This is a genomic window from Pseudobacillus sp. FSL P4-0506, assembly GCF_038003025.1.
GTDB lineage: Bacteria > Bacillota > Bacilli > Bacillales > Domibacillaceae > Pseudobacillus.
This window is the reverse complement of the sequence record NZ_JBBOOI010000001.1, coordinates 1,243,183-1,269,076: the sequence shown is the minus strand read 5'-3', so window position 1 is coordinate 1,269,076 and position 25,894 is coordinate 1,243,183. Positions and strand designations below refer to the sequence as shown.

The window sequence follows — 25,894 nt, the reverse complement described above, 5'->3', positions numbered from 1 at the left end:
ATCCCGTGTGATAGGGATGGCGCTCTTGCTAATTAATGAGTCGACATATTGCCTGGTGCACCTGTTGCTGGTGCATATGATTGCATCATCTGCTGCATATCCTGCTGCGGAAATTGCGGCACCTGATAGTAATGATGCTTATTTTGATAAATAGACAACTCGTATGCCATCTCAATACAGTTCGGGATTGAATCAGCCAGCACACGGCGTACAACCGGATTTGTTGATTCCAGAGCAGCCATTGTTTTCATGGAAGCCGTTGACTTCATGGACCCCAGCATGGCACCGGAAATAAACGCATCGTTAATTTCAGATGTCGATTGCATTGGTTTTTTCGGCTGGGTTGGTGTTAAGCCGTAGATGAAGTCATTATCCTGCTTCATTTTATAACTTTGTGTCGGCACAGCCGGGTCCTGACCGGACTGGAAGCAATCCAATGTTGTGTTGTACTCCTGTTGCATGAATTGGTATTGACGGTCAAGAATATCGCGCAGCTCCTGATCTTTCACGTGAGAACGAAGCATCATGTATTCATTCATCGTACCTACCGCACCGGATAAGACTTCATGAACATCAAGCACCTCGTGAGCTCCGTGATTCATTTGTGGCGAAACGGCACCTGCATGCATGTTCGTATGAGTCTGTTCATTTTGATTCATCAAAGTAAATCCCTCCTGTAGTTGAGTGGTACGCCGTTAGTATACAGCTGCTTATTTTGATTTATACAAGCAAAAACAGACAAATTCCCGAAGTATAAATGCCGCATATAATACTGGGACTGCACTAAATAGGAGGAGATCTTTTATGAATAGACAACGTCATTTAGCTTGGCATGAAACAATGGAATTACATGAACTAACTGTATTTCAATCGCTCGGATTGATGAAGCTAAAGAAAACCTTTCCGAAAATTACAGACCCAGAATTAAGAACCATTTATCAGCAGACCATTAATAGTCTCACCGGTAATATTCAGGAATTGCTCCGATTTTACAGAATGGTGCCACATCCCGGACGTGAAGAAGAAACAAGAGCAGATGAACTGCCATTTTATGCTGGGGACCTTCTTGCCTTCCTTAAAACAGCGGTCCGAAACCTAGCTATTGCTATTACAGAAACGGCTACCCCCGCCTTAAGAACCGTGCTCGTTAAACAGTTGAATGGCGCGATTCAAGCCCATACTTCCATCTATAACTACATGTATAAAAGGGGGTATTATCCTTCATACGACTTAAACAAATTATTGCAAAATGATGTCGCCCTTGCTAATCAAGCGTTGACCCAAAAAATGTAAGCATAACTATCTGGATTGTCTTACACAGGCAATCCGTTTTTTTATTTTTTCTCTTTAGGATAGATATTGATCATAGAGAATAATTTTTTGGCTAAGAATCACACTACCTTTATAAGGAGGGTGAGTGCATGGAACATACGAAAGCGCTATTGATCAAATTTGTCGCAGTAACAGCAGCTGTATGGATCATTATGGGTGTATTTTACGGAGTTGATTTCGGGGAAATCCTAACCATAAGTATTCTTTTAACTATTGCTGCCTATATTATCGGCGATTTGTTTGTTTTACCTCGTTATGGAAATATGACAGCAGCCGTTGCTGACTTTGGCTTAGCATATATCGGTATTTGGCTGATCGGAAGCGTCGTTATTAACGAAAATATTTCACTTGGATGGGCTAGCTTCTCTACAGCACTGGTGATTGCCGCTGCAGAAGTTCTCTTCCACTTTTATATGATGAGACGCGTTTTTACACAAGATCAAAACAGAAGTCAAATTCAGCAAAATCCTGCTCTAGCTACTGAAATGGCAGAAGAAACAGACATCCATAAAGATGATAAATAAACCAGCGGCCATAAAGGCCCTGGTTTTTTCTTGTTCATGAGCAATTTTCTTGTCCATCGTTTTATTTTCAGGTACTATTTAAGAGTGAAATATTTAAACGTTTAAATATATTTCGAAATGAGGGAAACTGATGAAACTTGAAGGAAAAGTAACCATCGTAACTGGCGGTGCAGGTGGCATCGGCCGTGGCATTGCACTAGCAATGGCAAAAGAGGGTGCTCACGTAGCCATCGTTGACGTGAATGAAGAAAATGGTAAAAAAACTTTAACAGAAGTGAATCAATTAAATGAGGGTCTTCTTTTTATTAAAGATATATCTGTACAAGAAAACATTGAAACCATTGTAAGCGAAGTCGTTAATCACTTCGGTAGAATTGATGTGTTAGTAAACAATGCTCACGCATCTAAAAATGTTCCTTTTACAGAAACAACCATGGAGCACTTTGACCTTTCTTTCGGCACAGGTTTTTATCCAACTTTTAATTTCATGAAAGCCTGCTATCCTGAGCTTAAAAAAACACAAGGTAAAGTCATTAATTTTGCCTCCGGAGCAGGCCTTGAAGGGCAGGTTACCCAAACTTCCTATGCGGCAGCCAAAGAGGCTATCCGCGCCATTTCGCGCGTAGCTGCCAATGAATGGGGGCCAGACGGCATCAACGTCAACCTTATCTCACCAATTGCCTTGACGCCAGGTGTAGAGTATTGGCGCGAGAATAATAAAGAAGCGTACGATGAGATGCTTCAAAAGATCCCTCTTCGCCGACTTGGTAAACCAGAACAAGATATTGGCCGGACGGCTGTCTTTTTAGCAAGCGATGACGCAGATTATATTACTGGACAAACAATTATGGTTGATGGTGGTTCCATTAAACTACGTTAATGGAGGAATAATGATGAAACGATTAGAAAATAAAGTAGCTATTATCACAGGCGGTGCTTCAGGCATGGGAGAACGCATGGCGCACCTTTTTAGCCAAGAAGGCGCAACTGTAATTGCTGCCGATATTAATGAGGCCGCACTGGAGAAAATCAGCGAATTTGACAACATCCATGCCATGAAATTGAATGTTGCCTCTGAAGAGGACTGGCAGCAGCTATTAAAAGAGGTAAAAGAGCGCTTCGGCAAAATCGATATTCTTGTGAACAATGCTGGCATTTCCTCAGAAAAGCCTGTTGAAGAAGTAAACATTGATGATTGGCAAAAAATGCTGACAATTAATGGCTTTGGCCCCTTCCTCGGCATTAAGCATGTTGTTCCTTACATGAAGGAGCAGAAGAAAGGAGCAATTGTCAATATCTCCTCTTTCACAGCACAGATTGGCATGGGCTTTAATCCATATTCCGCTTCTAAAGGCTCTGTCCGGGCAATGTCAAGAGCGGCAGCCACTCAATACGGCCGAGCGGGCATTCGCGTAAACGCCGTATTTCCAGGGATTATTGAAACACCGATGACAAAGAACTTAGAAGCAACAAAAGACTATGTCGAACAAATGGTAGCTGCTACTCCGCTGCAGCGCTTAGGACAACCTGAAGACATTGCAAATGCTGTTCTATTCCTCGCTTCCGATGAGTCTTCTTATATTACCGGAGCAGAACTCGTCATTGATGGCGGCTTTTCCGCTCAATAACCATCTTGCCCCTTTTTTAAAGGGGCTTTTTCTTTTAATATGATATGATAGAAAAAGTACGATAGAAAGCAGGGATTTTATGGAGCAAGAATCGATTTTTGAGCTTTTGCACACAATGGACCAGGTAACAAATAAACTGATTATCCAATGGAATAGAACGTTTAATGAAAATCTCGGCATTTCTCATATTCTCGTACTCAGTCACTTAAACGAACATGGCAAAAGCCGTCCGTCTGACATTGCTAAGGCCCTTGGTCTAACGCCTCCTTCTTTAACCCATCTATCTGAGAAGCTGATCAATAAAAAACTTGCCGTCCGGCTCGCCGATGAAAACGACAGGCGCATTCTTTATCTTGACCTGACAAAACTCGGATATGAAATGTTGAGGAAAGCGTACAAAGAAGGACAACAGTTGCGAAAGCAGCTATTTGAAAAATTAACAGCAGAAGAACGCAAGCAACTATTAGCAATTTACGAGAAGCTGAATAGCTAAATGACGTTTTTTCTTTCCATAGAAACAGGCTTGCTCATGTAGCAAGCCTGTTTCTATGTCTGTTTCAGAAAATCTTCTGAATTGTTGCGAATCTTCCGAGTAGCAGTGGCCTGATTTACTTCAAGAGCAGCAGCAATTTTCCAAGCGGTTTTGTACTTGCTGCTTGATGTAATTATCCTTTCTTACTCCACCTCTTCCACTAGACCTTCTTTCCTTTTTGATAGCATCTTAAAGCCTCTACCAAACGAGTATTTTACACAATTAAAACCCCAGCTGAAGCAGCCTGGGGTTTTGCAAATAATAGGGGCGATGAAATTTATTGTTAGTGCCCGCCAAGATAGGCCATTTTTACTTCTTCACTTGCTTGCAGTTCTTCTGCTGTTCCAGAAATGACTATCTGTCCTGTTTCCACTACGTATGCCCGGCTAGCAATTGATAAAGCCATATGGGCATTTTGTTCAACCAATAAAATGGTTGTGCCATCGCGGTTAATCTCCTCAATAATACGGAAGATCGTTTGAACAAGCAGCGGAGCCAGCCCCATAGAAGGTTCATCCAGTAAAAGGAGCTTCGGGCGAGCCATCAAAGCCCGGCCCATCGCCAGCATTTGCTGCTCTCCTCCGGAAAGTGTTCCGGATAACTGTTTTCTCCGCTCTTCGAGTCGCGGGAACAGCTCATACACCCTTTCAAAGTCCTGACGAACGCCTGCCGAGTCATTTCTTAAATAAGCACCGAGCTCCAAATTTTCTTCTACAGTCATGTTGGCAAACACTCGGCGTCCTTCAGGTACATGGGAAATGCCAGCTTTAACAATTGTTTGTGCAGGCTTTCCAGCGATTGACTTCCCTAGATATTCAATCGTTCCTTCTTTTGGCTTGAGCAAGCCGGACAGCGTTTTAAGCAATGTACTCTTCCCCGCTCCGTTGGCACCAATTAAAGTAACGATTTCTCCTTCATTTACATCAAGGGAGACTCCCTTTAACGCCCGGATATTTCCATAGTTGACATTGATCTGATTCACTTTAAGCATTGGCACTCTCCACCTCCTCACCTAAATACGCTTCAATAACTTTCGGATGATTCCGGATAACCTCTGGCTCGCCCTCAGCAATTAGCTGGCCGTGATCCAGCACATAAATCCGTTCACATATGCCCATTACCAGCTTCATATCATGTTCGATCAATAAAATAGTCAAGTTAAATTCTTTACGAATAAAGGCAATTAAGTCCATGAGTTCTGCCGTCTCTTGCGGATTCATCCCAGCGGCCGGTTCATCAAGCAATAACAGCTTCGGACCGGCTGCCAGCGCTCTCGCAATTTCTAGCCTTCTCTGTTGACCATAAGGGAGATTTTTTGCGACCTCATCTTTTAAATGATCTAGTTTAAAAATTTTGAGAAACTGGATTGATTTCTCTTCCATCTCTTTTTCTCCTCTAAAATAAGAGGGAAGACGTAAAACGGAACTCCAAATCGAATGCTTAGCAAGGGAGTGATAGGCAACTTTTACGTTATCAAGAACAGAAAGCTCATTAAAGAGGCGAATATTTTGGAAGGTGCGGCTAATCCCTCCACGGGTAATTTGATAAGGAAGCAAACCATTAATGCGCTTTCCATCAAACCAGATATCACCTTCTGTTGGCACATATACACCTGTGAGCAAGTTGAAAGTCGTTGTTTTTCCAGCGCCGTTCGGCCCAATCAGCCCAATCAGTTCCCCTTGATGAATTTCGATATTTATGCCTGACACAGCTTTTAAACCGCCAAATTGAATGCCTGCACCTTCGACATGTAGCAACGGCTTACTTGCCATATGAGTCCCCTCCTTTCGCATTTGTCCATTTGCCAAAGTAATCCGTAATCTCTTTTGTTCCCATCAATCCTTGAGGGCGATATAACATGACAATGACAAGTACAAGACTATAAATAATCATGCGCGTTTCCGGGTAGTCCTGCAGGAAAGTAGAGACAATCGTTAATAAGATCGCTGAAATAACAGCTCCCGACAAACTGCCGAGACCACCTAAAACAACAAAAATCAAGATATCAAAAGACTTTAGAAAACCAAAGTTTGTCGGCTGAATGATATAGAAGTTATGAGCATACAGCCCGCCGGCAATCCCAGCAAAAAAGGAGCCAAGAGCAAAAGCAACGACCTTATAGTATGTCGTATTAATCCCCATTGCATCTGCCGCGATTTCATTTTCTCTAATGGCAATACAGGCACGTCCATGCCGTGAGTTCGTAAAGTTCACAATAACGACAATAGTAATCAAAAGACAAATAAAAGTATATGTCCAATCTGTAAAGTGGGAAACCTGCATTCCTGCAGCCCCGCCAACGTAATCAATATTTAGAAAAACAATCCGGATAATCTCTGCAAATCCCAATGTAGCAATAGCCAGGTAATCTCCTTTCAAACGCAAGCTCGGAATTCCAACCATTAAGCCTGCTAAAGCAGCGACAATTCCGCCTACAATTAATGCGGCCACAAAAGGAAATTCCAATTTCATCGTAAAGATAGCAGAAATGTAAGCGCCTACAGCCAGAAATCCGGCATGACCGATCGAGAATTGACCGGTAATTCCTATAACTAAATGCAGACTGACTGCTAAGATAATATTGATAGCTATAAATATTAACGTATTAGCATAGAACGGATTTAATGATCCGGAATTAATTAAAAATTGTACGACTCCATAAATCACTATTGAGAGAATAATAAATAACCAAAACCCTTTAGCTTTTTTCATCTGCCCCACCTACACTTTCTCTCTAGTATTTTTGCCAAAGAGGCCCGATGGTTTAAAAATAAGAATTAATATTAAGATGATAAAGGCGGCGGCATCTCTCCACAGTGAATAACCGAAGGCACTGACGATTGTTTCAACCACTCCAAGCACAAGTCCGCCAACCATCGCTCCCGGAATGATACCAATTCCGCCTAATACTGCCGCTACGAATGCCTTTAAGCCTGGAATAACTCCCATCAATGGATCAATCTTTGTGTAATAAGTTCCAAAAATGACTCCGGCTGCCCCTGCTAGTGCTGAGCCGATTGCAAATGTAAAAGAAATGGTTCGGTCAACGTTGATTCCCATCAATCGGGCTGCTTCTGCATCGTAAGAAACCGCACGCATAGCTTTTCCCATTTTTGTGCGATGAACGATAAATTGTAAGATAATCATAAGAATAATAGAAACAGAAAGAATTAATAAAGACTGGCTGCTAATGTTTACTCCAAAAATCTCAAATGTCTTGCTGGGAAAAACGTTAGGATAAGCTTCCGGCTGGGCTCCTCGAATATAAATAACCCCATATTGAATAAAAAGTGATACCCCGATAGCTGTAATCAGAGCAGCAATTCTGGTGGCATTGCGAAGGCGTTTATAAGCTACCCTTTCGATAACGACTCCCACTACAGCACAAACCGCCATAGCAAGCAAAAGGGCCGGCAGAAAACTTAACCCCCAGCCGCCAATCGCGTAAAATCCAATAAATGCTCCGATCATGAATACTTCCCCATGGGCGAAGTTAATTAATTTAATGATTCCATAAACCATCGTATAGCCAAGGGCTATTAATGCATAGATACTGCCGAGTGATATACCGTTGACAATCTGCTGTACCCATTCCATGATTCTCACTCCTTTTAAACAAACTTTTGCATCCTGTTTATTTTTACCGACGAAAAAACTGAAATGGGAGGATGCTCCTCCCATTTCTCACATACTAGCATGATGGACAATTGTTCATATTAAGGGTTAATTTTTGTTTTAAAGACTTGCTTGCCATCTTTGTACTCTAGAACAGTTGCCGTTTTGATCGGGTTGTGATTTTCATCAATCGTAAAGTTACCAGAAACGAGTGACAGATCTTTTGTTTCTGCTAGAGCGTCTTTAATTTTTGTTGAATCAGTGCTTCCCGCACGCTTGATTGCGTCCGCCAACAGATATACAGAATCATAACCAAGAGCATTAAACGCATCTGGTGATTGATCTTTATTCTTAGCCTTAAATGCTTCTACGAATTTTTGAATCTTTTCATCTGGGTCTCCAGAAGAATAATGGTTGGTGATAAATGTGTTATTTAACGCATCAGCACCGGCTAATTCAATAAGCTTTGGTGAATCCCAGCCATCGCCGCCCATAAATGGCGCTTTAATGCCCATTTCACGTGCTTGCTTGATAATTAATCCAACTTCCTCATAGTATCCAGGAATAAATACGAATTCCGGATTCGCTGCTTTAATGCGTGTTAACGTAGAGCGGAAATCAGTATCCTTAGCTACGTATGCTTCTTCCGCAACAACTTTTCCGCCGGCTTTCTCAAAAGTCTCTTTAAAAGAAGCAGCTAGGCCTTTTGCATAGTCACTTGCACTATCTGCAAAGATGGCGGCATTTTTCACTTTTAAATCTTTAGCTGCAAAGTTGGCAGCCACTGTTCCTTGGAATGGATCAATAAAGCATGTACGGAAAATAAACTCATTTACTTTATTGTTTGTCCCTACTGTCACGTTAGGGCTCGTGCCCGAAGGAGTGAGAAGAACCGTTTTGTTATCATCAGCTATTTGAACTTGCGCTACAGAGTTACCGCTTGTTGCCGCTCCGATAATAGCTGTTACTTTTTCCTGGCTTGTCAGCTTGATCGCCGCGTTGGTTGCTTCCGCTGCATCCGATTTATTATCTATTTTAACTACTTCGATCTTTTTACCGTCAATCCCGCCATCTTTGTTGATTTCTTCAACAGCGAGGTCTACTCCCTTGCCAATGGATTGTCCATAAGAAGCTACTGCTCCTGATAATTCGAGGTTGGCTCCGATTTTAATGACATCTCCGCCACCGCCAGAACCACCGCTTCCTGATTCTCCGCCTGCACAACCAGATAATATACCCGCTACTAAAGTCGCAGACAAAAGCATGTGAGGAAGCTTTTTCTTTAATCTCTTTCTCATAATAATCCCCCTATTTTCTCATTTTTCTAACAAATGAAAGCGGTACATTGTAAATCTCCCCTTCTTTCATCATTAGTAAAAAATCAAATATTTAGTATTACACAATAGTATTTTAATCTAAACTGACTATTTAGTCTAGACTTAATTTTCTTTTAATTAATATATTTCTGAATCTTTATTAATATACAACTTTTATTTTTAAACCACACTATCTACCTAGTGAAATTCCTTTAAAAACCATTGCCAAACGACAATACTACAAAAGTAACCGTTTCTTGATCTTTAAGAAAATCAAAAAAGCCACTCCCTCTCATTTACTGTACATAGTTTCATATACTCTGCTTCTTTTGCTTTAATGCTGTGCACAAGAAAAATAAAATGATAGACAGATGACCACTAGTTATATCCGAAGCTGGCTGCCGCTCCCTCTGTCTTTTCTTCTTCCAAATCTGTGATCATTATTATTTACTTATCTAAAACATACTTTCTTGGGCAACTCTTTCATATCATAGTAGAACAATAGCAAAAATTTACTGGAGGGAGTACTTGTATGCAAAGCTGGATGGTTGAAATGATGGAGCAGTATGGTTACGTCGGTATTTTCCTCTTAATCGCGTTTGAAAATATATTCCCCCCTATTCCCTCTGAGGTCATTCTCACTTTCGGTGGGACGATGACCACTTTCTCAACGCTAACAGTTCCGGGAGTCGTATTGGCGGCTACAGCAGGGTCGCTTACCGGAGCAGTTATCTTATATAAAATCGGCAATTTGCTTGATGTAGGGCGTCTCGAGAAAATCATTGACCGATGGGGTCGTATTCTTCATCTGGATAAAAAAGATATTTACAAAGCGGACGGATGGTTTAACGATTATGGCTATTGGACAGTTCTCGTCTGCCGGGTTATTCCGCTCGTCCGCAGTCTTATTTCTATCCCTGCCGGTATGGCACGGATGAGGTTTTCATTGTTTCTGTTTTTGACCTCTGTCGGTACATTTGTCTGGAATCTTCTTCTTGTCTCGGCAGGTGCCTTTTTTGGCGAGTCGTGGGAAAAGATTGTTCTCTTTGTGGACATGTATGCCAATATTATTTATGCACTGATCGGCTCATCACTAACATGTTTTCTGTTTTTCCTTCTATTTAAAAAGAAGAAATAAAAAGAGAGTACATCTCTTGAGGCACTCTTTTTATAAAAATAGTTGATTATTGATTTTCGCTGCAAGCGGGCGGTTTGTGAGCCTCTTCGTCGCGCGCTCCTATAGGGTCTAACCAGAGCTCACTTTTTCCGTTGAAGTCGCCGCCTTCCACTACAATCAACTAGTGTATTCAGCTTTAATAGGTCCTATAAAATAGTAATGTCACCTGCAACAATGAGGGCTTTTAGTGTTAGCAGCAATTCATAGCTTACTTGCGGATCTCGCAAATCTTTATCAAGCAAGTATTCTATTTTTTCAACCCGGTAGCGCAATCCACTCATCGAAAGGGACAAGTCATTCATGGTTTTCTCAAGATTTCCACCATTGCTTAAAAATATATAAAGTGTTTTAACAAGCTCATTCTTCTTTGCTCCCTCACTTTCAAAGAGCGGCCCTAATAAATAATGAGCCTTCTGCTTCACAGCTTCCTTATCTTGCGAGCTTAACAAGATCCCTGTTACTCCTAAATTTTCAAAGAGAAAGAGTGTTTCGTTGTATGCGCCAATCTTCAAAGCAATGATTGCTTCCTTATAGTAAGTAGCAGCTTGCTCAATTTGTTTTCCTTTTGTGCTCACGCCCATTCGAAACAAATAAGCTGGGTATACGCCACCGAGATGGTCAATGAGACAACTGCATAATTCAGGAAGCTTTTCCTCTGTCGTTAGAGAATCTGTTTGAATGAGCAAAATAATGTTTCCATCTCGCTGACCAGTTACGAGCTGGACTTTTTGGCGCTTAAAATAGTGAAAGATTGTTTCCATTAATTGTTCATGAAAAAACAGTTCATTAACCGGATGGCTTTGTCTGCTCTGATAAGTTAATACAATCATCCGGAAAGACAGGCTCAAATCAATATTCATATAGCCGCCCCGCTTTAATATTTCTTGTTTCGACGGAAAGTAACCATTTAGTATTTGTTCAAGAAAATGTCCTTTCATTCTTTCCATTGCTTCAAAGCTCGTTTTTTCATTTAATAGATAAAGAGAGCAAACGGTAGCTGCCCGCTCTAATATCATTGAATCAACCTTAGGAAAGTCCCTAACACTGGTTTCATAAATGAATGAACAATAGCCCAATATCTTTTTTTGCAGCCGGATCGGAGTCATTAAACGCTGGTGCTGCTCATCCTTTAGTCTTTTCGTTTCTTTAATCGTTACCTTATCATCGCCTTGATGTAGCAGCTCTTTAAAGCCAGCCTCTATCTTTACATATTCCTCATCTGTTATCCCAGCACAAGCAAGCTTCTCAAAGTAAGTGTTTTCGATTAGGAGAGGACAACTTGTTGTTTCATAAACAGCTGCCGCAATAGACTGTAAATCATTTCCATTGATAACTTCTTCTGTCAGCCTTTCATGAATGATCGCTGCCTTTTCTAAGTTGTTGCGTTCTTCAAGCAACATATTGTAAGCAACTTCCAGTTCCTTTACAATTGTCTGATTCTCATAATAATTTAATTCTTCATCCGCTTTTCCCTGCCAACAATGAAGAGACTTGCCAATATAACGGCATACGGGATCTCCAGTCCCTTTGCAAGCAATTTCTTTAAAAATAACTGTGTGTCCGCAGACTGTCGAATAGTACCCGCTTGCATAGCCGATCAGTGTATGGCAAACAGGATGCTTTTCCACACCAAACTGTTTACTATTTTCCTCTGCTTCGTATGAGCTGTACCATATTCCTTCAACATGCACATCCTCTACCTTCTTATCGGGATGAAAGTGAATTTGGAATTTCGTTGTCTTTGCTTTCGTGTAACCCTTCAATGCGTGAAAAACGGACCCCTGTCTTAACACTTCCTCTATGGAAGAAAAGTCCTTTTTTAACGCTCGCTTCGCATCATTGACTCCAAGGTTCCAACCATAGCGAATAAGAAACCCTTTCATCCGTTCATTCCCGATGTTTTCTGCCAAGTCTTTACGAAGCGTGCCAAAAACAGCGGAAGAGGTCAGAACGATTCTTTCATCATCCAACTGTATAATCCCCTCTCGTTCTGACAGATGGAGGGAAGTCTCGGGAAAGGTCTGATTACTCATGCACCATCACCTGCTTTTCTTGCATGGTTTAATTATCACTCTGTGCCAACCGGGCTTTTGTGTGCATTTACCCATGTGTCAGTCGTCCATCCAGAAAGATCGTATTCACTCATTGCCTGATCAACAAATGCTTTGTACTTTGCCGTTTGACCTGACAACTCAGCATTTCTAAGCGTCTCCAGCCGAATATTCTCATGGTTTCCGGCGTAATTGAGCTCGTACAACTCGTTGCGACCACCAAACTCTGTGCCGAGGGCATCCCAAATCAATTTCATGAGTTTTACTCGTTCTAACGCATCAATTCCCGTTCCCTTATAATATTGGTCCAGGTACTGGCGGATTTCCGGATTTTCAAAGTCTTTCGCGCTGGATGGAAGTTGAATCAACCCTCCCGCTACTACTGTTTCAAAGATCTCTTTTACTCTTGGCCACACCATTGGAGCCAGAACCCGGTAAGCTGCGGCCGATTGTCCATTCGGAAGAACAACGCCGTTGTCTCCCTTTTCTGGATCTGTTGCCATAGCCGTGGAAAGTGACCAGAACATATTTCTCCAGGCGAGCACCTGGCCAATATTCGCTTGCACTCCTCTGAACCCTTTTGTACCGGATGCCTCTGTCGCTTTCATTAATAAGCCTGCCATGAAGTCCAGCTTCACTGCAAAGCGAGTGCACCCATGAAACGTATACCGATTCATCCAGCCGGTTTTGCCGCGAAAGCCGTTTGCAATTTCCACATTCCGGTAAGCGAGTACATTTTCCCACGGTACGAAAACCCGGTCAAGTACGATAACGGCATCATTTTCATCAAAACGGCTTGATAAGGGATAATCAAACGGAGTACCTAACTTTGCTGCTATCAGCTCATATGATTGCCGGCTAATTATCTTCAGCCCTGGTGCGTTCATTTCAACGAAGAAAATTAAAGCGTGGTCAAGATCATCCTTCGCCAGATCAACGGGCGAATAGTTTGCGACAAAATTATAATTGGTAATGGCGGCCGATGTACCGACCATTTTGGCACCGCTTACAATGATGCCATTATCCCGTTCTTCTACTACACGAACAAAGACATCTTGATTCTCATGAAGCGGTTTGGACCGGTCCATTTGCGGATTAATAATCGTATGATTACAAAATGGCACTTCCTTCGTTGTTTTTTCATACCATCGGCGTGCATTGTCTTCAAACCCTTTATAAAAGTTAGCATATGGTTTCAAATGAGCAGTAAAGGCTGCTTTATAATCAGGTGTCCTGCCCATAAACCCGTAGCTTAACTTGGACCATTCAGCGATGGCATCCCGGGCCTCCAGCAGTTCCTGGGCACTTGTAGACGGTTTAAAAAACTTTTGTGTTAAATGCCCCTCCTTTGTTTTTGTTGTTAAAATCGAGGCTGTGTCCGGTTGATGAAGTGCATCATACAAACGAGCCATCGATCTTACGGAATTTTGATAAGCCGGATGAATCGTGACATCCTCAATTTTTTCTCCATTTAAGTAAATAACACGTCCATCTCGCAGACTCTCAATATACTCCTGGCCATTCATCATAATAAAAACCTCCATTTGTCAGAAAATTCTTTCTGTTATCCTTATCATAATGAATGTTCCGTTATTTTCCTACAACAAAGACTTACTAAAAAATAATAATTATTAAACACTTTTTGTTTGATAACTTCAGAACCAGAATAGTAAACCATCCATATAACGTTCATGCTAATTAAAAATTCCGAAAAACTGGATCTGAAAGAGTAGAAAAACTATCCTTTCAGATCTAGCTTTCTTTCTATCTTAATAATTAAGCCTCCATATACACCTCTATAGCCTGTACACCACGACTAAGACCGCTTTGCTTTGTGCTGTCAAAATAAATAACTGAACATTTTTCTCCGACAACACTTATTAAGAATGAAATATTATTTAATTTCTTGTACCGCTTTTAACAAAATAGGCCGTTAGTTCGTCTAGGCAAATCTTTTCAAAGAGAAGATTCATCGGTTTCACAGAAGAATAACAAACTGAACAGCGATAGGCGCGGGACAGGTTTGCGCAAGCAAACTTCCATGTTCCAGCTAATTCAGCAGGTAATCGTAAAACAGGCGGGTTGGATAGTTCAAATTCAACAGCTGTAAGCGAACCTCCTGTCAGCCCTGTTCCTTCTGCTTTGAAAAAAGACTCCTTCAGTGTCCAGTAGGTATATAACGCTGATAATTTTTCCTCCTCACTTTCTCTTGTCTGAAAAAAACGATGTTCATTTGGACTAAGAAACTCTGTCGCGACCGCAAAATCTATTTGACGGATCTTTTCTATATCAATGCCAATCCTGCCATTTGGGTGAACAGCACAAGCGATAAATTCCTCGGAATGAGAAATGCTTATCTGTCCCTCAAAATTCGCAACATAAGGTTTGCCATTCGCCGCTCTTTTTATCGGTTGATCTATAATTTGGTGACGTTCTGCTAAGTACCGGGCTAGTAAAGTGCCAATTAAAGAATTAATCTGATCTTCCTTCTTTCGATAACGAAGAATATAACTCTTCTCCTCATCTGTTAAAACAGAGTAAAGAGCAAATGGAATCAGTTCTATATCTGTTCTTTCGACAATAAAAAGCTCAATCAATGCGCTTAGCTCCTTAAAAATATTAAATTAGTAGCATAAGAGGACATCTTATCGATAGGATCCCCGGACCAAGAAAAAAACGCTTGTCTTTCAGGATGCACGTCTGCCCAAAAGCAAACAAGAAAGCATCCATGAAAGCAAGCGCTATTCAATATGTCATTTGTCTATATAGGTGCTGCTATCACTATGGGCGCGGAAAGTAACCAACTTTTGCAGCGTATGAGATCATTTTCTCAAAAAACTTCTCATCTATTTCCGGACATGCCACATTTGTATTTGCAAGCAACTTCTTTGTTTCCGGGCATGAGTAGCGGTAGGGAGAGTCCTTTGCCCCGTCTCCTTCAAGCTGAGCTATAGTCAACTGTAAAATTTCAGGATCGATATCGTTGTCGCCAAACAGCCAATTTTCGTATGCTTCTGGCTCCTTCAATTCAATGTTATAACCGCATTTTCTTAATTGCTCAATCATATCCGAATAATGGATTTGTACTTGGTTACAAATATGAAGCACCCGTCCGGCCGATTCCGGCTGCACCGCCAAGGCAACAATGCTTTCGCTTGCGTAATCAATAGGTGTGTAATCCACATACCACTCTACCTTCGGTGCAACTTTCAAGGACAGCATCGTTTTTAACATTCGGTAGTAGGCATTGCTGTCAATGTTCTTTTGGAATCTTCCAGTCTGTGAATGGCAAGTTAGATTGCCGGCGCGATAAATCGTAACTGGAATCTCCGCTTTTGCCGCAGCTTCAAATAATAGTTTCTCCGATTCGAGCTTGCTGTTTACATAGACATTTGTTAAGGAAGCATTCATCCAGTCATCCATACTTTGTAGGCTATCCCATTTTCCTTCTAAAGCAAGATCCTCCGGAATGCCTAAAGTAGAAATATAGTGAAAACGCAGCCCTTCTTTCTCTTTAGCAAACTTCAAAAGAGCTTCTGTGCTTTGCTTATTAACCCGAGAAAAGTGATCAACCTCTCCAAAGTGCCTAACATCCGCTCCACAGTGGATAATGCTGTCGATGCACGTTTCTAAATAGCTTCGATCCTCTGCAGACAACCCGAGGTCTTCTTTCTCTAAATCTCCTATAATCACAGTAATGCGCTGTGCTTCCTTTTCTATCTCTTCACCAAAATAATGAGTAAGAATATTCCACAGTCTTCCTTTTGCCTGCTCAGCAGAATCACCGCGCACTAAACAGTAAACGTTAGCTTCCGTTTGCGATAGTAATTGCTGTAAAATATGAGATCCTAAATAACCGGTTGCTCCCGTTAACAGTACGTGTTGAGTCGCAAGCAACTGAGCTGAATTTCCAGAGCCAATCTTTATTGGCCTTTCCGGTAAATCAATGATTTCATGAACAGCGGCTGTTTTTTCAGTATTTGCTGTAACAGCGGATAACTCTAGCGCCCGGGAAGCAAGTTCAGCGATGGTCGGATACATAAAAAAGTCATTAATTCTTAGTTGAGGATACTCTGGTTTTAATAGAACGAGAGTTTCCAGGATTTTAAGCGAGTGACCACCGATTTCGAAGAAGTTATCGTAAATATCGATAGCAGGTAGCTTTAAAGTTGTCTTCCATGCTTCTGAAATTACCTTTTCTGTTTTTGTCCGCGGTAAATTCTTAGCAACTGTCTGCTCTTGTTTCATGAGCTCATAAGTTGATAAAGTCCGTCGGTCAATTTTCCCGGAAGGCGAGACCGGCATTTCCTTTATATATTGAATATAAGTCGGCACCATATACTTAGGTAGCTTCTGCAAAAGAAAATCCCGTATTTCTAATTGAGATAATTCCTCTCCTGCCACACTTGTATAGAAAGCTGCAAGAACATTTAGCCCATCTTCATCCACTTTGGGAATGATGGCTGCATCTTTTATCAGCTCATAACTCGTCAACGCGTCCTCTACTTCACCAATTTCAATACGGTGTCCTCGGATTTTTATCTGAGAATCTTTTCGACTCACATATTCAATTTCTCCAGAAGGCAGCAGTCGAACGATGTCTCCTGACCGGTACAGAACAGAACTAAATGGGTCATTGAATATATTCGGAACAAATGCAGCCTCCGTCTTATCAGGCTGATTCAGATACTCACGTGCTACTCCTGCCGAACTGATAAGCAGCTCGCCCGGCACACCAATCGGACACAATTGATTTTCATCATTTACGATATAAACAGCATGGTTATGGAGTGGATGCCCAATTGGTACGGTAGGCGTATCTAGCATTTCCTCGTTTACTTTATAAAAAGTAGACATAACCGTACATTCCGTTGGCCCGTACATATTGTATATAGCAATATGCTTGCCGAATTTTTCATGGAAAGCGAAAGCTGTTTCCATGATTAATGCTTCGCCACCAATTGTAATTTGACGAATATTTTTAAACTTTTTAACTCCTTCACTTGAAAGCTTTGCGACCAGTTCATTAAAAAAGATGGTCGGCAAGATAGCGATAGATGTTACTCCCTCTCGCTCAATAGCCTCTGCAAAAGCTTCCACTGACATTCTTTCTTCGTCAGAAAGCAAATATAGTCGTGCTCCGTTAAATAGCGCGCTGAACGTATCATAAATAGAGGCATCAAAGCTATAAGGCGCAAATTGGCAAAGAACATCCTTCTCCGTAAATGCCATTTCCTGTGTAGACCAGTTAATTAAATTGATCACACCTCGATGGCGGATGAGCGTGCCCTTAGGCCGCCCTGTAGAACCTGATGTATAAATCACATAAGCGAGCTGTTCAGACGACGCTTCTACCTCAATAGAACTGCAAGGATACGCCGCAAAATCGGTCTCTGAAAAAATAGAGTATTTTTTGCCTTGAGGCAGCAATTCTCTAAATGAATCAACATAAGCAGAATCCACCAGGGCAATGGACGAATTCGTATCTTTTATAATGTAACTGTTGCGTTCAACTGGATGATCCGGATCAAGCGGTACATAGGCTCCGCCTGCTTTTAACACGCCGAGTATGGAAACGATGGTTCCAATGCTTCTTTTCATAAAAATAGGCACGAGCTCCTCTTTAGTTAAACCTTTTTGCAAAAGCATGTGCGCTACTTGATTTGATTGTTCTTCCAGCTCTTCATAAGTGATGCTGAATCCGTTGGAAGAAACGGCTGTTTGATCCGGAAAACGCTCAGCTGTTTTTGAGAATACTTGATGGATCACTGTGCCTTCGTCAAATGAAGCAGCCGTTTCATTTAAACGCTTATACATCATTTTCTCTTCAGTCGTAATGATAGGAATCGATTGAAAAGGAACATTCAGATCGTCAGCATTTAATATAAATTTGACAATATTTTCAAAGTACGCAGAAAATCGTTTGATCGTTTCTTCCATAAAAAGGGAGGAGTTATATTCAATTAACAATGATAAATCCGCGCCATCGGTAAACAGCCCAAAACCTAGATTCGTTTGTTCTATTCCAGGAAGGTTGCCAAAAGAGAAAGTTGTATAGTAACCGGGCTCCTCCTCTTTCTTGAGCACTTCCCTCCAGTTAAAGTGCTGATGCAAAGAGACATCTTCTACTTTTTGTGCCACTTGATTAAGAACATCCGCTAATGATTGGCAACCCGCAAAATTCGTTCTTATAGGTGCGATGCTTTCTCCGTCAACAGATATTCCGAGCATGATTTCTTCTTCATTCGCCAACCGATGCAGCAAAAAGAGATACGCAGAAATAAAGAACGTACGAAAGCTGCTATTATTTCTTTCTGCCCATGTAAATACATCTTTTACAGCGCATGATTCCAATGGCATAGAGAAGGTTTGAAACTGACTCTCTTTCAAGAGATGTTTTTGCTTATCAAGCGGCAGGTTCAAAGGCGGCAGCGGACTTTTCAATTCCTTCTCCCAATAATCTTTTGATGTCATTTCTGAAGAAAGTAAAACTTGGGACATTCATTCATACCTCCAATATCGTTGTTAAATTTTGAACATAGAAATGGATTGCTGTAGCTTTTGGAAGAGCTTGTTCATCTCCTCAGCATCGTCAGCAATAAGCTCCATGTTCCCTTTTTGTGCTTCAGTCATTTGGCTAATACCTGCAGAAGTCTCCGTGTTATGTTTGGCAATGCCGCTTAATTGCTCAATAACAGAAGCTACTTCCTCAGACTCGGCAGCAACTTGCTGAGTAGAAGCAGAAATTTCTTGGACCTGACTGCTTACCTTGTGAATATCATCCATAATGTGGGCAAATATTTGTGTCAGTTCACCGCTGCTATTCACGCTAGTTGAAACAGTCTCTACTCCAACAGAAATGGATGAAACGGCTTTATCTACCTCATTCTGAATAATAGAAATTAGCCCCTTAATTTGCTCCGCTGATATACGGGATTGTTCTGCAAGTTTGCGGACTTCGTCGGCCACTACTGCAAACCCCTTGCCATGTTCACCTGCCCGTGCCGCCTCAATCGCTGCGTTTAAGGCAAGTAAATTTGTTTGTTCAGCAATCTCACTAATCAAATTAACAATCCCGGAAATTTCAGTGGACTTCTCATCTAACTGTTGAAGCGCCTGAGAGGAGTTTCCAACGGATTGTTCTGCTGAATTCATTTGTGAAATAATATCCTTTACTGCTTTGTTCCCTTTTTGAGCGCGAGTTTCTAACTCTTCTGCTTTACTGCTGACGTCAGCTGAATAATCGGCTATGGCTGAAATCCCTGAAACAATTTCATTGATGGAGGAAGAACTATCGATCGTAGCCGTTTCCTGATTCTTCATCTGCTCTGAAATTTGCTGTAATTCAGATACAACGAAACTGTAATGGTCGCTCCCTTCCTTAACAGCTTCAGAAAGCTTTCCGGAATAGTCGGCGTTGCGCTCGTATGCTTCCTTGATCGCCTGGATAATTTGATGCATAGCAACCACCATTTCATTGAACTTCTTGTTCAACCTTCCAATCTCATCGTCGCCTTCTTTCAATGAGATCTCAAAGCTTCCTTGGCTAAATTTCTCGATGCCCTCCCCTAATTCTCTGAGAGGAAGAATAGACTTGCGCACAAGATAGAACTGCACGGTTAACAAAATAGCAAGAATAATTAAAAGAGCAAGAGAGCTGTATAAGAGTAAATCTTTCTTTCCTTTAGCCACAATACTTGCATCAATATCAATTCCATAGTAAGCAGTGATTTTTCCTTGTTCATTTTTGAATGGCTTTAAAACGGACATCCATGTACCGTAATCATCCGTATAAACATCTGTATAAATGACCTCTCCTGTAGACAGCATTTTTCTGACCGAATCGCTGATCACTTTTGGCTGTTCATATAAATCACCTATATTTAAATCTGCCTCTTTAAACGTTTCTAAGACAGCTGTTGGCATAGAAATAATTGAAGTTTTATTTCCACCCTCCAGTTCAGTTCCAAATATATAGGCCTGAGCAACTTGTGGATTGTTCGCAGAGACTGTATCAAAATAGCTCCGAAGTTTTTTATGAACACTTGAATTCTCATTGCTATCTGATGCTGCCTCCATGATTTCTTCACTATTAAGATTTTGGGAAGTGCCGGACATAATTTTCGTTGCTTGGCTATGTACTTGCGATTCAAGTACTTGTCCTTGAATGACATAACTACAAACAATAAGTGTAAGACCAACTAAAAAAATATTTAACATTGATGTGGCTAGTATTCTCGCTAAAAAACTCTTTCTAAGTAATCCAAACATTTTGCTTCTCCATTCCTGTTGTATTTGGCTAAAAGATGGCTATCGATTCATATAAAAAAGACCGTCCAAATTCCTACAGAACACTCTGAACTTTAAAAGCTTTGTTTATAATACTGGTGATTATCCCCTCGTTTCCAATCTATACAAACAGGTATATAAACCTTATCAAAAGGTTAAAAATAGGGTATTATAACCTAATATCCCCGTTAATAAATTAGTATCTTTTACCCAGAACATATTCTAGCACACACCTTTCAAATTTCAACAAATTCCGCCAAAATAGAGACATTTTTCCTACAAAAAGAGTGGGGCAACAAGCTGTTTAATAGCTTGTTGCCCCACTCTTTTTATCTATCATATAGCTCTTAATGAAGCGAAAAATTAACTATTTACACGCCGTACCAGTTCAATCCTTCCTTGCCAAGGTCAACCCACACATGTTTTGTTTCCGTATACATATCCATCGCTTGTATACCAAGCTCACGGCCGAATCCACTTTGCTTCGTGCCGCCAAATGGCGCCGTGCTATCCAGCATACTAAATGTGTTGACATATACTGTGCCCGCTTTTAAGCCGCGCGCCATACGATGAGCCCGCTTTAGATCATTCGTCCAAACGCCAGATGCCAGACCATAGAGTGTGTCGTTCGCTTTTTTCAATGCGTCTTCTTCGTCCTTGAAACGAATAACTGAAACGACCGGTCCAAAAATTTCCTCCCGGGCAATGGTCATTTGGTTAGTGACGTTTTCAAAAATTGTCGGCGTATAATAATAACCTCCGTCAGCTCCTTTAAAGCGCTCCCCGCCTGTTGTCAGTTGTGCTCCCTGCTCGAGGCCGGCAGCGACATATTGCTCGATTCTCTTCAACTGCTGCTCAGATACTTGTGGCCCCATTTGTGTAGACTGCTCGAGCGGATTGCCGACACGGATGCTCTGCACCTTTCTCACATACTCACTCATGAACTTGTCGTAGACGCTCTCCTGAACGAACAAGCGAGAACCAGCAGCGCATACTTGCCCTTGTGCAAAGTAGATGCCAAACATAGAGCCATTTACCGCATCTTCTATATTGGCATCCTCAAAAACAATATTCGGCGACTTGCCGCCAAGCTCAAGGCTTACCGGCTTTAAATTTTGACTGGCTGCCTGCATGATCAAGCGCCCTGTCGCAGTAGAACCGGTGAAAGCAATCTTATCTACTTGTGGATGAGAAGACAGTGCCGCCCCAGCATCCGCACCAAAACCAGGTACGACATTAATCACTCCATCCGGAATGCCTGCTTCTTGAAATAACTTCACCATTTCCAAAATACTGACAGGTGTCTGTTCTGCCGGCTTAATTACAATCGTGTTACCCGCAGCAAGTGCCGGTGCCAATTTCCACATTGTCAGCATAAGCGGGAAGTTCCACGGTACAATAGCGCCAATCACACCAAGCGGCTCTTTGAGTGTATAATTAAAACGGCCGGCCGGAGAAGCAAGCGTCTCTCCTTGCACTTTATTGGCAAGTCCAGCGTAAAACTCCAATACATCGATGGTAGCCGGCATCGCAATAAAGGTCGTCTCATTAATGGGCAGCCCATTGTCCTCTGACTCAATGGCTGCAAGTTTATTTGCATTTTCCCAAAGCAGCTGGGCCGCTTTATAAAGTAGCCGCCCACGATCGCTCGGAGCCATTTCTGCCCACGGACCGGATTCGAATGCACGGCGCGCTGCCTTGACAGCACGGTCAATATCTTCTTTTCCACCTTCCGCTACTATAGCATGGACTTCCCCTGTCCCCGGATTTACCGATTCGAATGTTTTTCCTAATGCGCTGTCTGTCCACTTCCCATCAATAAATAGCTGATATTGCTTTACCATTTATACTCCCGCCTTTCTTGCTGAATAAGCAAGTTCTAACAATTTCATAACCTCTTCTTCGTTTACCTCTCTCGGATTTACCATCGTGCTGATCTCTTCATTTAATGTTGCCTTCGCCAGCTGTTCAAACTGTTCACGTTTCACGCCAGCCTCTTCCAATGTAGGAATATTAATTGCCTTCGCCAGGCTTCTCACCGCTTCTACCGCTTGGTTGGCCGCTTCTTCATCAGAGAGCCCCCCTACCGGCAATCCCATCACCTGAGCAATATCTTTAAAGCGCTTCTGTACCGTTGCATCCTGAGCGTTATATTCCATCACATCCGGGAGCATGCATGCATTTGCTACACCATGCGGAAGACCGCAATACACGCTGAGCGGATGAGCAATGGCATGAACCAAACCTAGAAGAGCAGAGTTAAAGGCATAGGCTGCCATCATGCTGCCGAGCAGCATGTTTGTGCGCGCCTCGATATTGCTGCCGTTTTTATAAGCTTCTTCTAAGTTGTTATAAATAAGCTCCACTGCCTTTAAAGAGTTGATCTCACTCGGTACTGAAGCAAGCTTGGAAACATATGATTCAATTGCATGCGTAAGAGCATCCATACCAGTTGCTGCTGTGACAGCGGGCGGCAAACCCACTGTTAACTCTGGATCAACTAACGCAACATCTGCTCCGCAGTGGCGGCCGCCAATAACCATCTTTTTGGCTCCTTTTGTATCTGTAATAACCGTAACAGCCGTTACCTCGCTTCCAGTTCCAGCCGTTGTAGGAATAGCGATTAATGGCTTGGTTGGATTTTTCACCAGGTTCAACCCTTCATACTGATGGATCGGGCCCGGATTTGTCGTTAATACGTTAATTGCCTTGGCCGCGTCGATCGGACTGCCCCCACCAATGGCTATGATTGCGTCTACGTTTTCCTGTACAGCTAAATCAGCGCCTTCTTCCAAAATCGTATCTGGCGGGTTAGGCACAACATTGGCAAACTCTATAATGGTTACGCCGCTTTCTTCTAAATATGTAAACACCTGATCAATAATCCCTGCCTGCTTAACCCCTTGATCATATACACACAATACTTTTTTAGCATGTAATTCTGCGAGCACTTCCCCAATCTTTTTTACACTGCCCGCACCAAAAGTAACCTGGCTTGGAATACCAAATTCAAATTCCATTTCTCTCTCCCCTTTCACTCATTTACTCTCTTATTAGCAACTTCTGTGCCAATAGAACGTCCCTTGTGTTTATTGCCTTCGTAAGCACCGTTTTTTTCTACTGTCACAAAAAGTGACACTTTTTCTGTGTTACTCTGTGACATTGCCCCTTTTCGTGACAAGCAGTTTATAAAATAAATGGATTATAGTATAATTATTAGAAAATTCATTACTTTATAGTGAGGCGAGACCCAAAAGATGATTAGAAATGCGCTGAACGATAAGCAAACATGGCTAAAATATTCTTGGAGACGCTGTCAAGACCTTGGGTTCGACCGGAACGGCAAGCCCATTTTTTATCAAGCGGAAGGAAATTTGCTTAAGGAGTTACTGGAGAAAAATGAAAGACTCATTCGTGCCTCAGAAGCCGTATTCCGGCAGCTCGATCAATTTCTAAAAGACTATCACTATCGAGCAGACCTGCTTGATCATGAAGGCTACATTTTGCATTCGTATGGAGTAATAAGTGAACCTGGCCTCATGAATAATCCTGCGCTGGCAATCGGCACATGCTGGGGAGAAACTTTTCGCGGAACAAATGCAGTCAGCTTCAGCATTGAGCACAAAATGCCCGTCAATATCCATGGAAGTGAGCACTTTTTTCTAGAAAATCAAGTGCTGACTTGTTCGGCAAGCCCTATTTTTGATGAGGCCGGACAAGTGACCGCAGTCGTCAACTTCAGTTCACGCAGTTCGAATATACAGGATAATGCTTTAATTATGGCTATGCTTGCTGCCGATGCGATTGGTTATCGGCTGCTAACCGAACATGTAAAAGTAGAAAATGAACTGCTTATCCGGGAAACAGAAAAACTAAGCAGCTCCCACTCCCAAGGGATTGTCACTGTAAATGCAGACAGTCACATTATTTATGCTAACAAAAAAGCAAAGAAGCTGTTGGGAAACAATTGTATTGGAACCGTTTTCAATCCCTCTTCGTTACATACAGAATCTATTTATCCAACATCCGGTTATTGTTCAAGACGTTCCTACATGATCAAGCCTCACACCTCTGCCCGTAAAAGTTACACCTTTGACCGGATGATTGCCGAATGCCCGAAAGTTAAACAGGTCATCCAACTCTCCCAGAGGGCAGCGGCTACCGATTTTTCACTTTTTATTCATGGAGAAAGCGGAACAGGCAAAGAATTATTTGCTCAATCCGTTCATCAGGCAAGCATGCGTGCAGACAAACCTTTTGTCGCCGTCAATTGCAGTGCTTTAGCTAAAAATTTAATTGAGAGCGAACTCTTCGGCTATAAAAAAGGCGCTTTTACAGGAGCGGACCATGCTGGCAGTCTCGGAAAATTCCGCGCGGCGGACGGGGGCACTCTCTTCCTCGATGAAATTGGCGACATGCCGCTGCAAGCACAAAGCGCACTTCTTCGTGTTCTTGAGGAACGGGAAGTGATGCCCGTCGGTGATCATCAGACTTATCCTGTTGATGTTCGCATCATTGCAGCTACTCATCGAAATTTACTGGAGGAAACGAAAAAAGGGTCATTCCGTGCCGACCTTTATTATCGTTTAAATGAAATCTGCCTAAACATTCCCCCATTGAGAGAGCGGGGAGACATTATTCAGCTCGCCCGCCATTTTCTCACAGGGCTATCCGGCCGCTCTCAGCAATTTACTAATGAAGCAGAAAACATGCTGCTTAGCTATGACTGGCCCGGCAATGTCCGCGAGTTAAAAAATGTTGTGACACAGGCTAGTTTTCTCGCTGATGGCCGTTGGATTGATACTCATCACTTAAAATTGCAGACAACACCGAAAAGAGCATCGACAGTCGCTGCTCCGAGCTTTCCACCCTCGGCCTATACGTTGGAGGAAGCGGAAAAGCTACTAATCGAACAAGCTTTAAAAACACATAACAGCAACATTTCGCAAGCTGCCAAACAGCTAGGCATATCAAGAAATACGCTTTATCGTAAATTGAAAGCCTATGAATATACAGAATAAACAGCAAAGCTGAGTCGGCAATTCCGCTCAGCTTTGCTGTTTATCATTTGGCTTTTCCCGGTTATATCCACGCTCGCCGTAAGGTTCCAATTTGGCGAGCCACTTGTCCTCCAGTCTCTCCAGCTCTTTCTTTTCGTCAAAATAGCCCGTTTCTTTCTTTTTTAAGACCTCCAGCACTTCAAATTCAAAAGTATCTTTGCCAAACTCTTTCCACTCACTTTGCAGATGTTTATTTGTGTTTGTGCCCACCTCTAATTCAAAACGTTTTCCATTGAGCGTTTTTAAATTTCTTGTACTGCCGATAAACACCTTGCCATTCTTCTTATTTTTAATCTGGTAAATGCCCGCTTCAATTTTCGTTTCTTTATATTGTTGTTTTAGTATTTTTTTTTGATCCATGATGGATGCT

General features: G+C 42.0%; 22 protein-coding genes. 7 read left to right on the top strand and 15 right to left on the bottom strand.

Translation table 11 applies throughout. The annotated features are described in order from the left end of the window. Window positions 1-32 precede the first annotated feature (32 nt). The gene (locus MKZ02_RS06100) at window positions 33-602 is read right to left on the bottom strand and encodes a spore coat protein (protein WP_445324275.1); all 570 of its coding nucleotides are present in this window, start codon (window positions 600-602) and stop codon (window positions 33-35) included. Between the two features lie 202 nt (window positions 603-804). On the opposite strand from MKZ02_RS06100, the gene MKZ02_RS06095 reads away from it, so the two are divergent. From MKZ02_RS06095 to MKZ02_RS06075, 5 genes are all read left to right on the top strand, one after another. Next, window positions 805-1,293 carry a spore coat protein gene (locus MKZ02_RS06095; RefSeq protein ID WP_340852480.1) on the top strand — a complete coding sequence of 163 codons (489 nt, stop codon included), beginning with the start codon at window positions 805-807 and terminating at the stop codon, window positions 1,291-1,293. A gap of 128 nt (window positions 1,294-1,421) precedes the next feature. After that, window positions 1,422-1,856, top strand: coding sequence for a YndM family protein (locus MKZ02_RS06090; RefSeq protein ID WP_120034558.1), 435 nt, complete (start codon window positions 1,422-1,424; stop codon window positions 1,854-1,856). Window positions 1,857-1,986: 130 nt separating this feature from the next. After that, the gene (locus MKZ02_RS06085; protein WP_340852477.1) at window positions 1,987-2,736 is read left to right on the top strand and encodes an SDR family NAD(P)-dependent oxidoreductase; all 750 of its coding nucleotides are present in this window, start codon (window positions 1,987-1,989) and stop codon (window positions 2,734-2,736) included. A gap of 13 nt (window positions 2,737-2,749) precedes the next feature. Beyond that, on the top strand, window positions 2,750-3,484 hold the full coding sequence (locus MKZ02_RS06080; RefSeq protein WP_340852476.1) for an SDR family NAD(P)-dependent oxidoreductase: 735 nt from the start codon (window positions 2,750-2,752) through the stop codon (window positions 3,482-3,484). A gap of 79 nt (window positions 3,485-3,563) precedes the next feature. Then, a complete protein-coding gene (locus MKZ02_RS06075; RefSeq protein ID WP_120034564.1) occupies window positions 3,564-3,977 on the top strand; it encodes a MarR family winged helix-turn-helix transcriptional regulator in 414 nt (137 codons plus the stop codon). Between the two features lie 322 nt (window positions 3,978-4,299). Here MKZ02_RS06075 and MKZ02_RS06070 read toward each other — a convergent pair whose 3' ends face one another. The 5 genes from MKZ02_RS06070 to MKZ02_RS06050 form a co-directional block, all read right to left on the bottom strand. After that, a complete protein-coding gene (locus tag MKZ02_RS06070) occupies window positions 4,300-5,007 on the bottom strand; it encodes an ABC transporter ATP-binding protein (RefSeq protein ID WP_120034566.1) in 708 nt (235 codons plus the stop codon). Continuing rightward, window positions 5,000-5,788 (bottom strand): ABC transporter ATP-binding protein, encoded by a 789-nt coding sequence (locus tag MKZ02_RS06065; RefSeq protein ID WP_120034568.1) that lies wholly within the window; start codon window positions 5,786-5,788, stop codon window positions 5,000-5,002. Before MKZ02_RS06065 ends, MKZ02_RS06070 begins: the two co-directional genes overlap by 8 nt. Further along, window positions 5,778-6,728 (bottom strand): branched-chain amino acid ABC transporter permease, encoded by a 951-nt coding sequence (locus MKZ02_RS06060; protein ID WP_120034570.1) that lies wholly within the window; start codon window positions 6,726-6,728, stop codon window positions 5,778-5,780. The genes MKZ02_RS06065 and MKZ02_RS06060 overlap by 11 nt, the downstream gene beginning before the upstream one ends. A 9-nt stretch (window positions 6,729-6,737) precedes the next feature. Continuing rightward, the gene (locus tag MKZ02_RS06055) at window positions 6,738-7,613 is read right to left on the bottom strand and encodes a branched-chain amino acid ABC transporter permease (protein WP_120034572.1); all 876 of its coding nucleotides are present in this window, start codon (window positions 7,611-7,613) and stop codon (window positions 6,738-6,740) included. Between the two features lie 119 nt (window positions 7,614-7,732). Then, window positions 7,733-8,929, bottom strand: coding sequence for an ABC transporter substrate-binding protein (locus MKZ02_RS06050; protein ID WP_120037916.1), 1,197 nt, complete (start codon window positions 8,927-8,929; stop codon window positions 7,733-7,735). A 550-nt stretch (window positions 8,930-9,479) separates the two neighbouring features. On the opposite strand from MKZ02_RS06050, the gene MKZ02_RS06045 reads away from it, so the two are divergent. After that, entirely contained in the window at window positions 9,480-10,085 is a 606-nt protein-coding gene (locus MKZ02_RS06045) for a DedA family protein (RefSeq protein WP_340852468.1), read from the top strand. Window positions 10,086-10,270: 185 nt separating this feature from the next. Here MKZ02_RS06045 and MKZ02_RS06040 read toward each other — a convergent pair whose 3' ends face one another. From MKZ02_RS06040 to MKZ02_RS06005, 8 genes are all read right to left on the bottom strand, one after another. Next, the gene (locus tag MKZ02_RS06040) at window positions 10,271-12,157 is read right to left on the bottom strand and encodes a XylR N-terminal domain-containing protein (protein ID WP_340852466.1); all 1,887 of its coding nucleotides are present in this window, start codon (window positions 12,155-12,157) and stop codon (window positions 10,271-10,273) included. A gap of 35 nt (window positions 12,158-12,192) precedes the next feature. Next, on the bottom strand, window positions 12,193-13,704 hold the full coding sequence (locus tag MKZ02_RS06035; RefSeq protein ID WP_340852464.1) for a 4-hydroxyphenylacetate 3-hydroxylase family protein: 1,512 nt from the start codon (window positions 13,702-13,704) through the stop codon (window positions 12,193-12,195). A 369-nt stretch (window positions 13,705-14,073) separates the two neighbouring features. Further along, on the bottom strand, window positions 14,074-14,772 hold the full coding sequence (locus MKZ02_RS06030; RefSeq protein ID WP_340852463.1) for a 4'-phosphopantetheinyl transferase family protein: 699 nt from the start codon (window positions 14,770-14,772) through the stop codon (window positions 14,074-14,076). A 184-nt stretch (window positions 14,773-14,956) separates the two neighbouring features. Then, window positions 14,957-18,676, bottom strand: a complete 3,720-nt coding sequence (locus tag MKZ02_RS06025) for a non-ribosomal peptide synthetase family protein (RefSeq protein WP_340852461.1) — start codon at window positions 18,674-18,676, stop codon at window positions 14,957-14,959. Between the two features lie 24 nt (window positions 18,677-18,700). Then, complete coding sequence (locus tag MKZ02_RS06020) at window positions 18,701-20,446, bottom strand: methyl-accepting chemotaxis protein (RefSeq protein ID WP_340852460.1); 1,746 nt, start codon at window positions 20,444-20,446, stop codon at window positions 18,701-18,703. A 389-nt stretch (window positions 20,447-20,835) separates the two neighbouring features. Continuing rightward, window positions 20,836-22,308 (bottom strand): aldehyde dehydrogenase family protein, encoded by a 1,473-nt coding sequence (locus MKZ02_RS06015; protein ID WP_340852457.1) that lies wholly within the window; start codon window positions 22,306-22,308, stop codon window positions 20,836-20,838. Then, window positions 22,309-23,484 (bottom strand): iron-containing alcohol dehydrogenase, encoded by a 1,176-nt coding sequence (locus MKZ02_RS06010; protein WP_340852454.1) that lies wholly within the window; start codon window positions 23,482-23,484, stop codon window positions 22,309-22,311. It lies immediately after the preceding gene. Window positions 23,485-23,498: 14 nt separating this feature from the next. Next, window positions 23,499-23,627 carry a hypothetical protein gene (locus tag MKZ02_RS06005; RefSeq protein WP_259455607.1) on the bottom strand — a complete coding sequence of 43 codons (129 nt, stop codon included), beginning with the start codon at window positions 23,625-23,627 and terminating at the stop codon, window positions 23,499-23,501. A gap of 94 nt (window positions 23,628-23,721) precedes the next feature. On the opposite strand from MKZ02_RS06005, the gene MKZ02_RS06000 reads away from it, so the two are divergent. After that, window positions 23,722-25,485 carry a sigma-54-dependent Fis family transcriptional regulator gene (locus MKZ02_RS06000; RefSeq protein ID WP_340852452.1) on the top strand — a complete coding sequence of 588 codons (1,764 nt, stop codon included), beginning with the start codon at window positions 23,722-23,724 and terminating at the stop codon, window positions 25,483-25,485. Between the two features lie 27 nt (window positions 25,486-25,512). On the opposite strand, the gene MKZ02_RS05995 is transcribed toward MKZ02_RS06000, so the two are convergent. Then, window positions 25,513-25,884, bottom strand: a complete 372-nt coding sequence (locus MKZ02_RS05995; RefSeq protein WP_340852448.1) for a GIY-YIG nuclease family protein — start codon at window positions 25,882-25,884, stop codon at window positions 25,513-25,515. Window positions 25,885-25,894 lie beyond the last annotated feature (10 nt).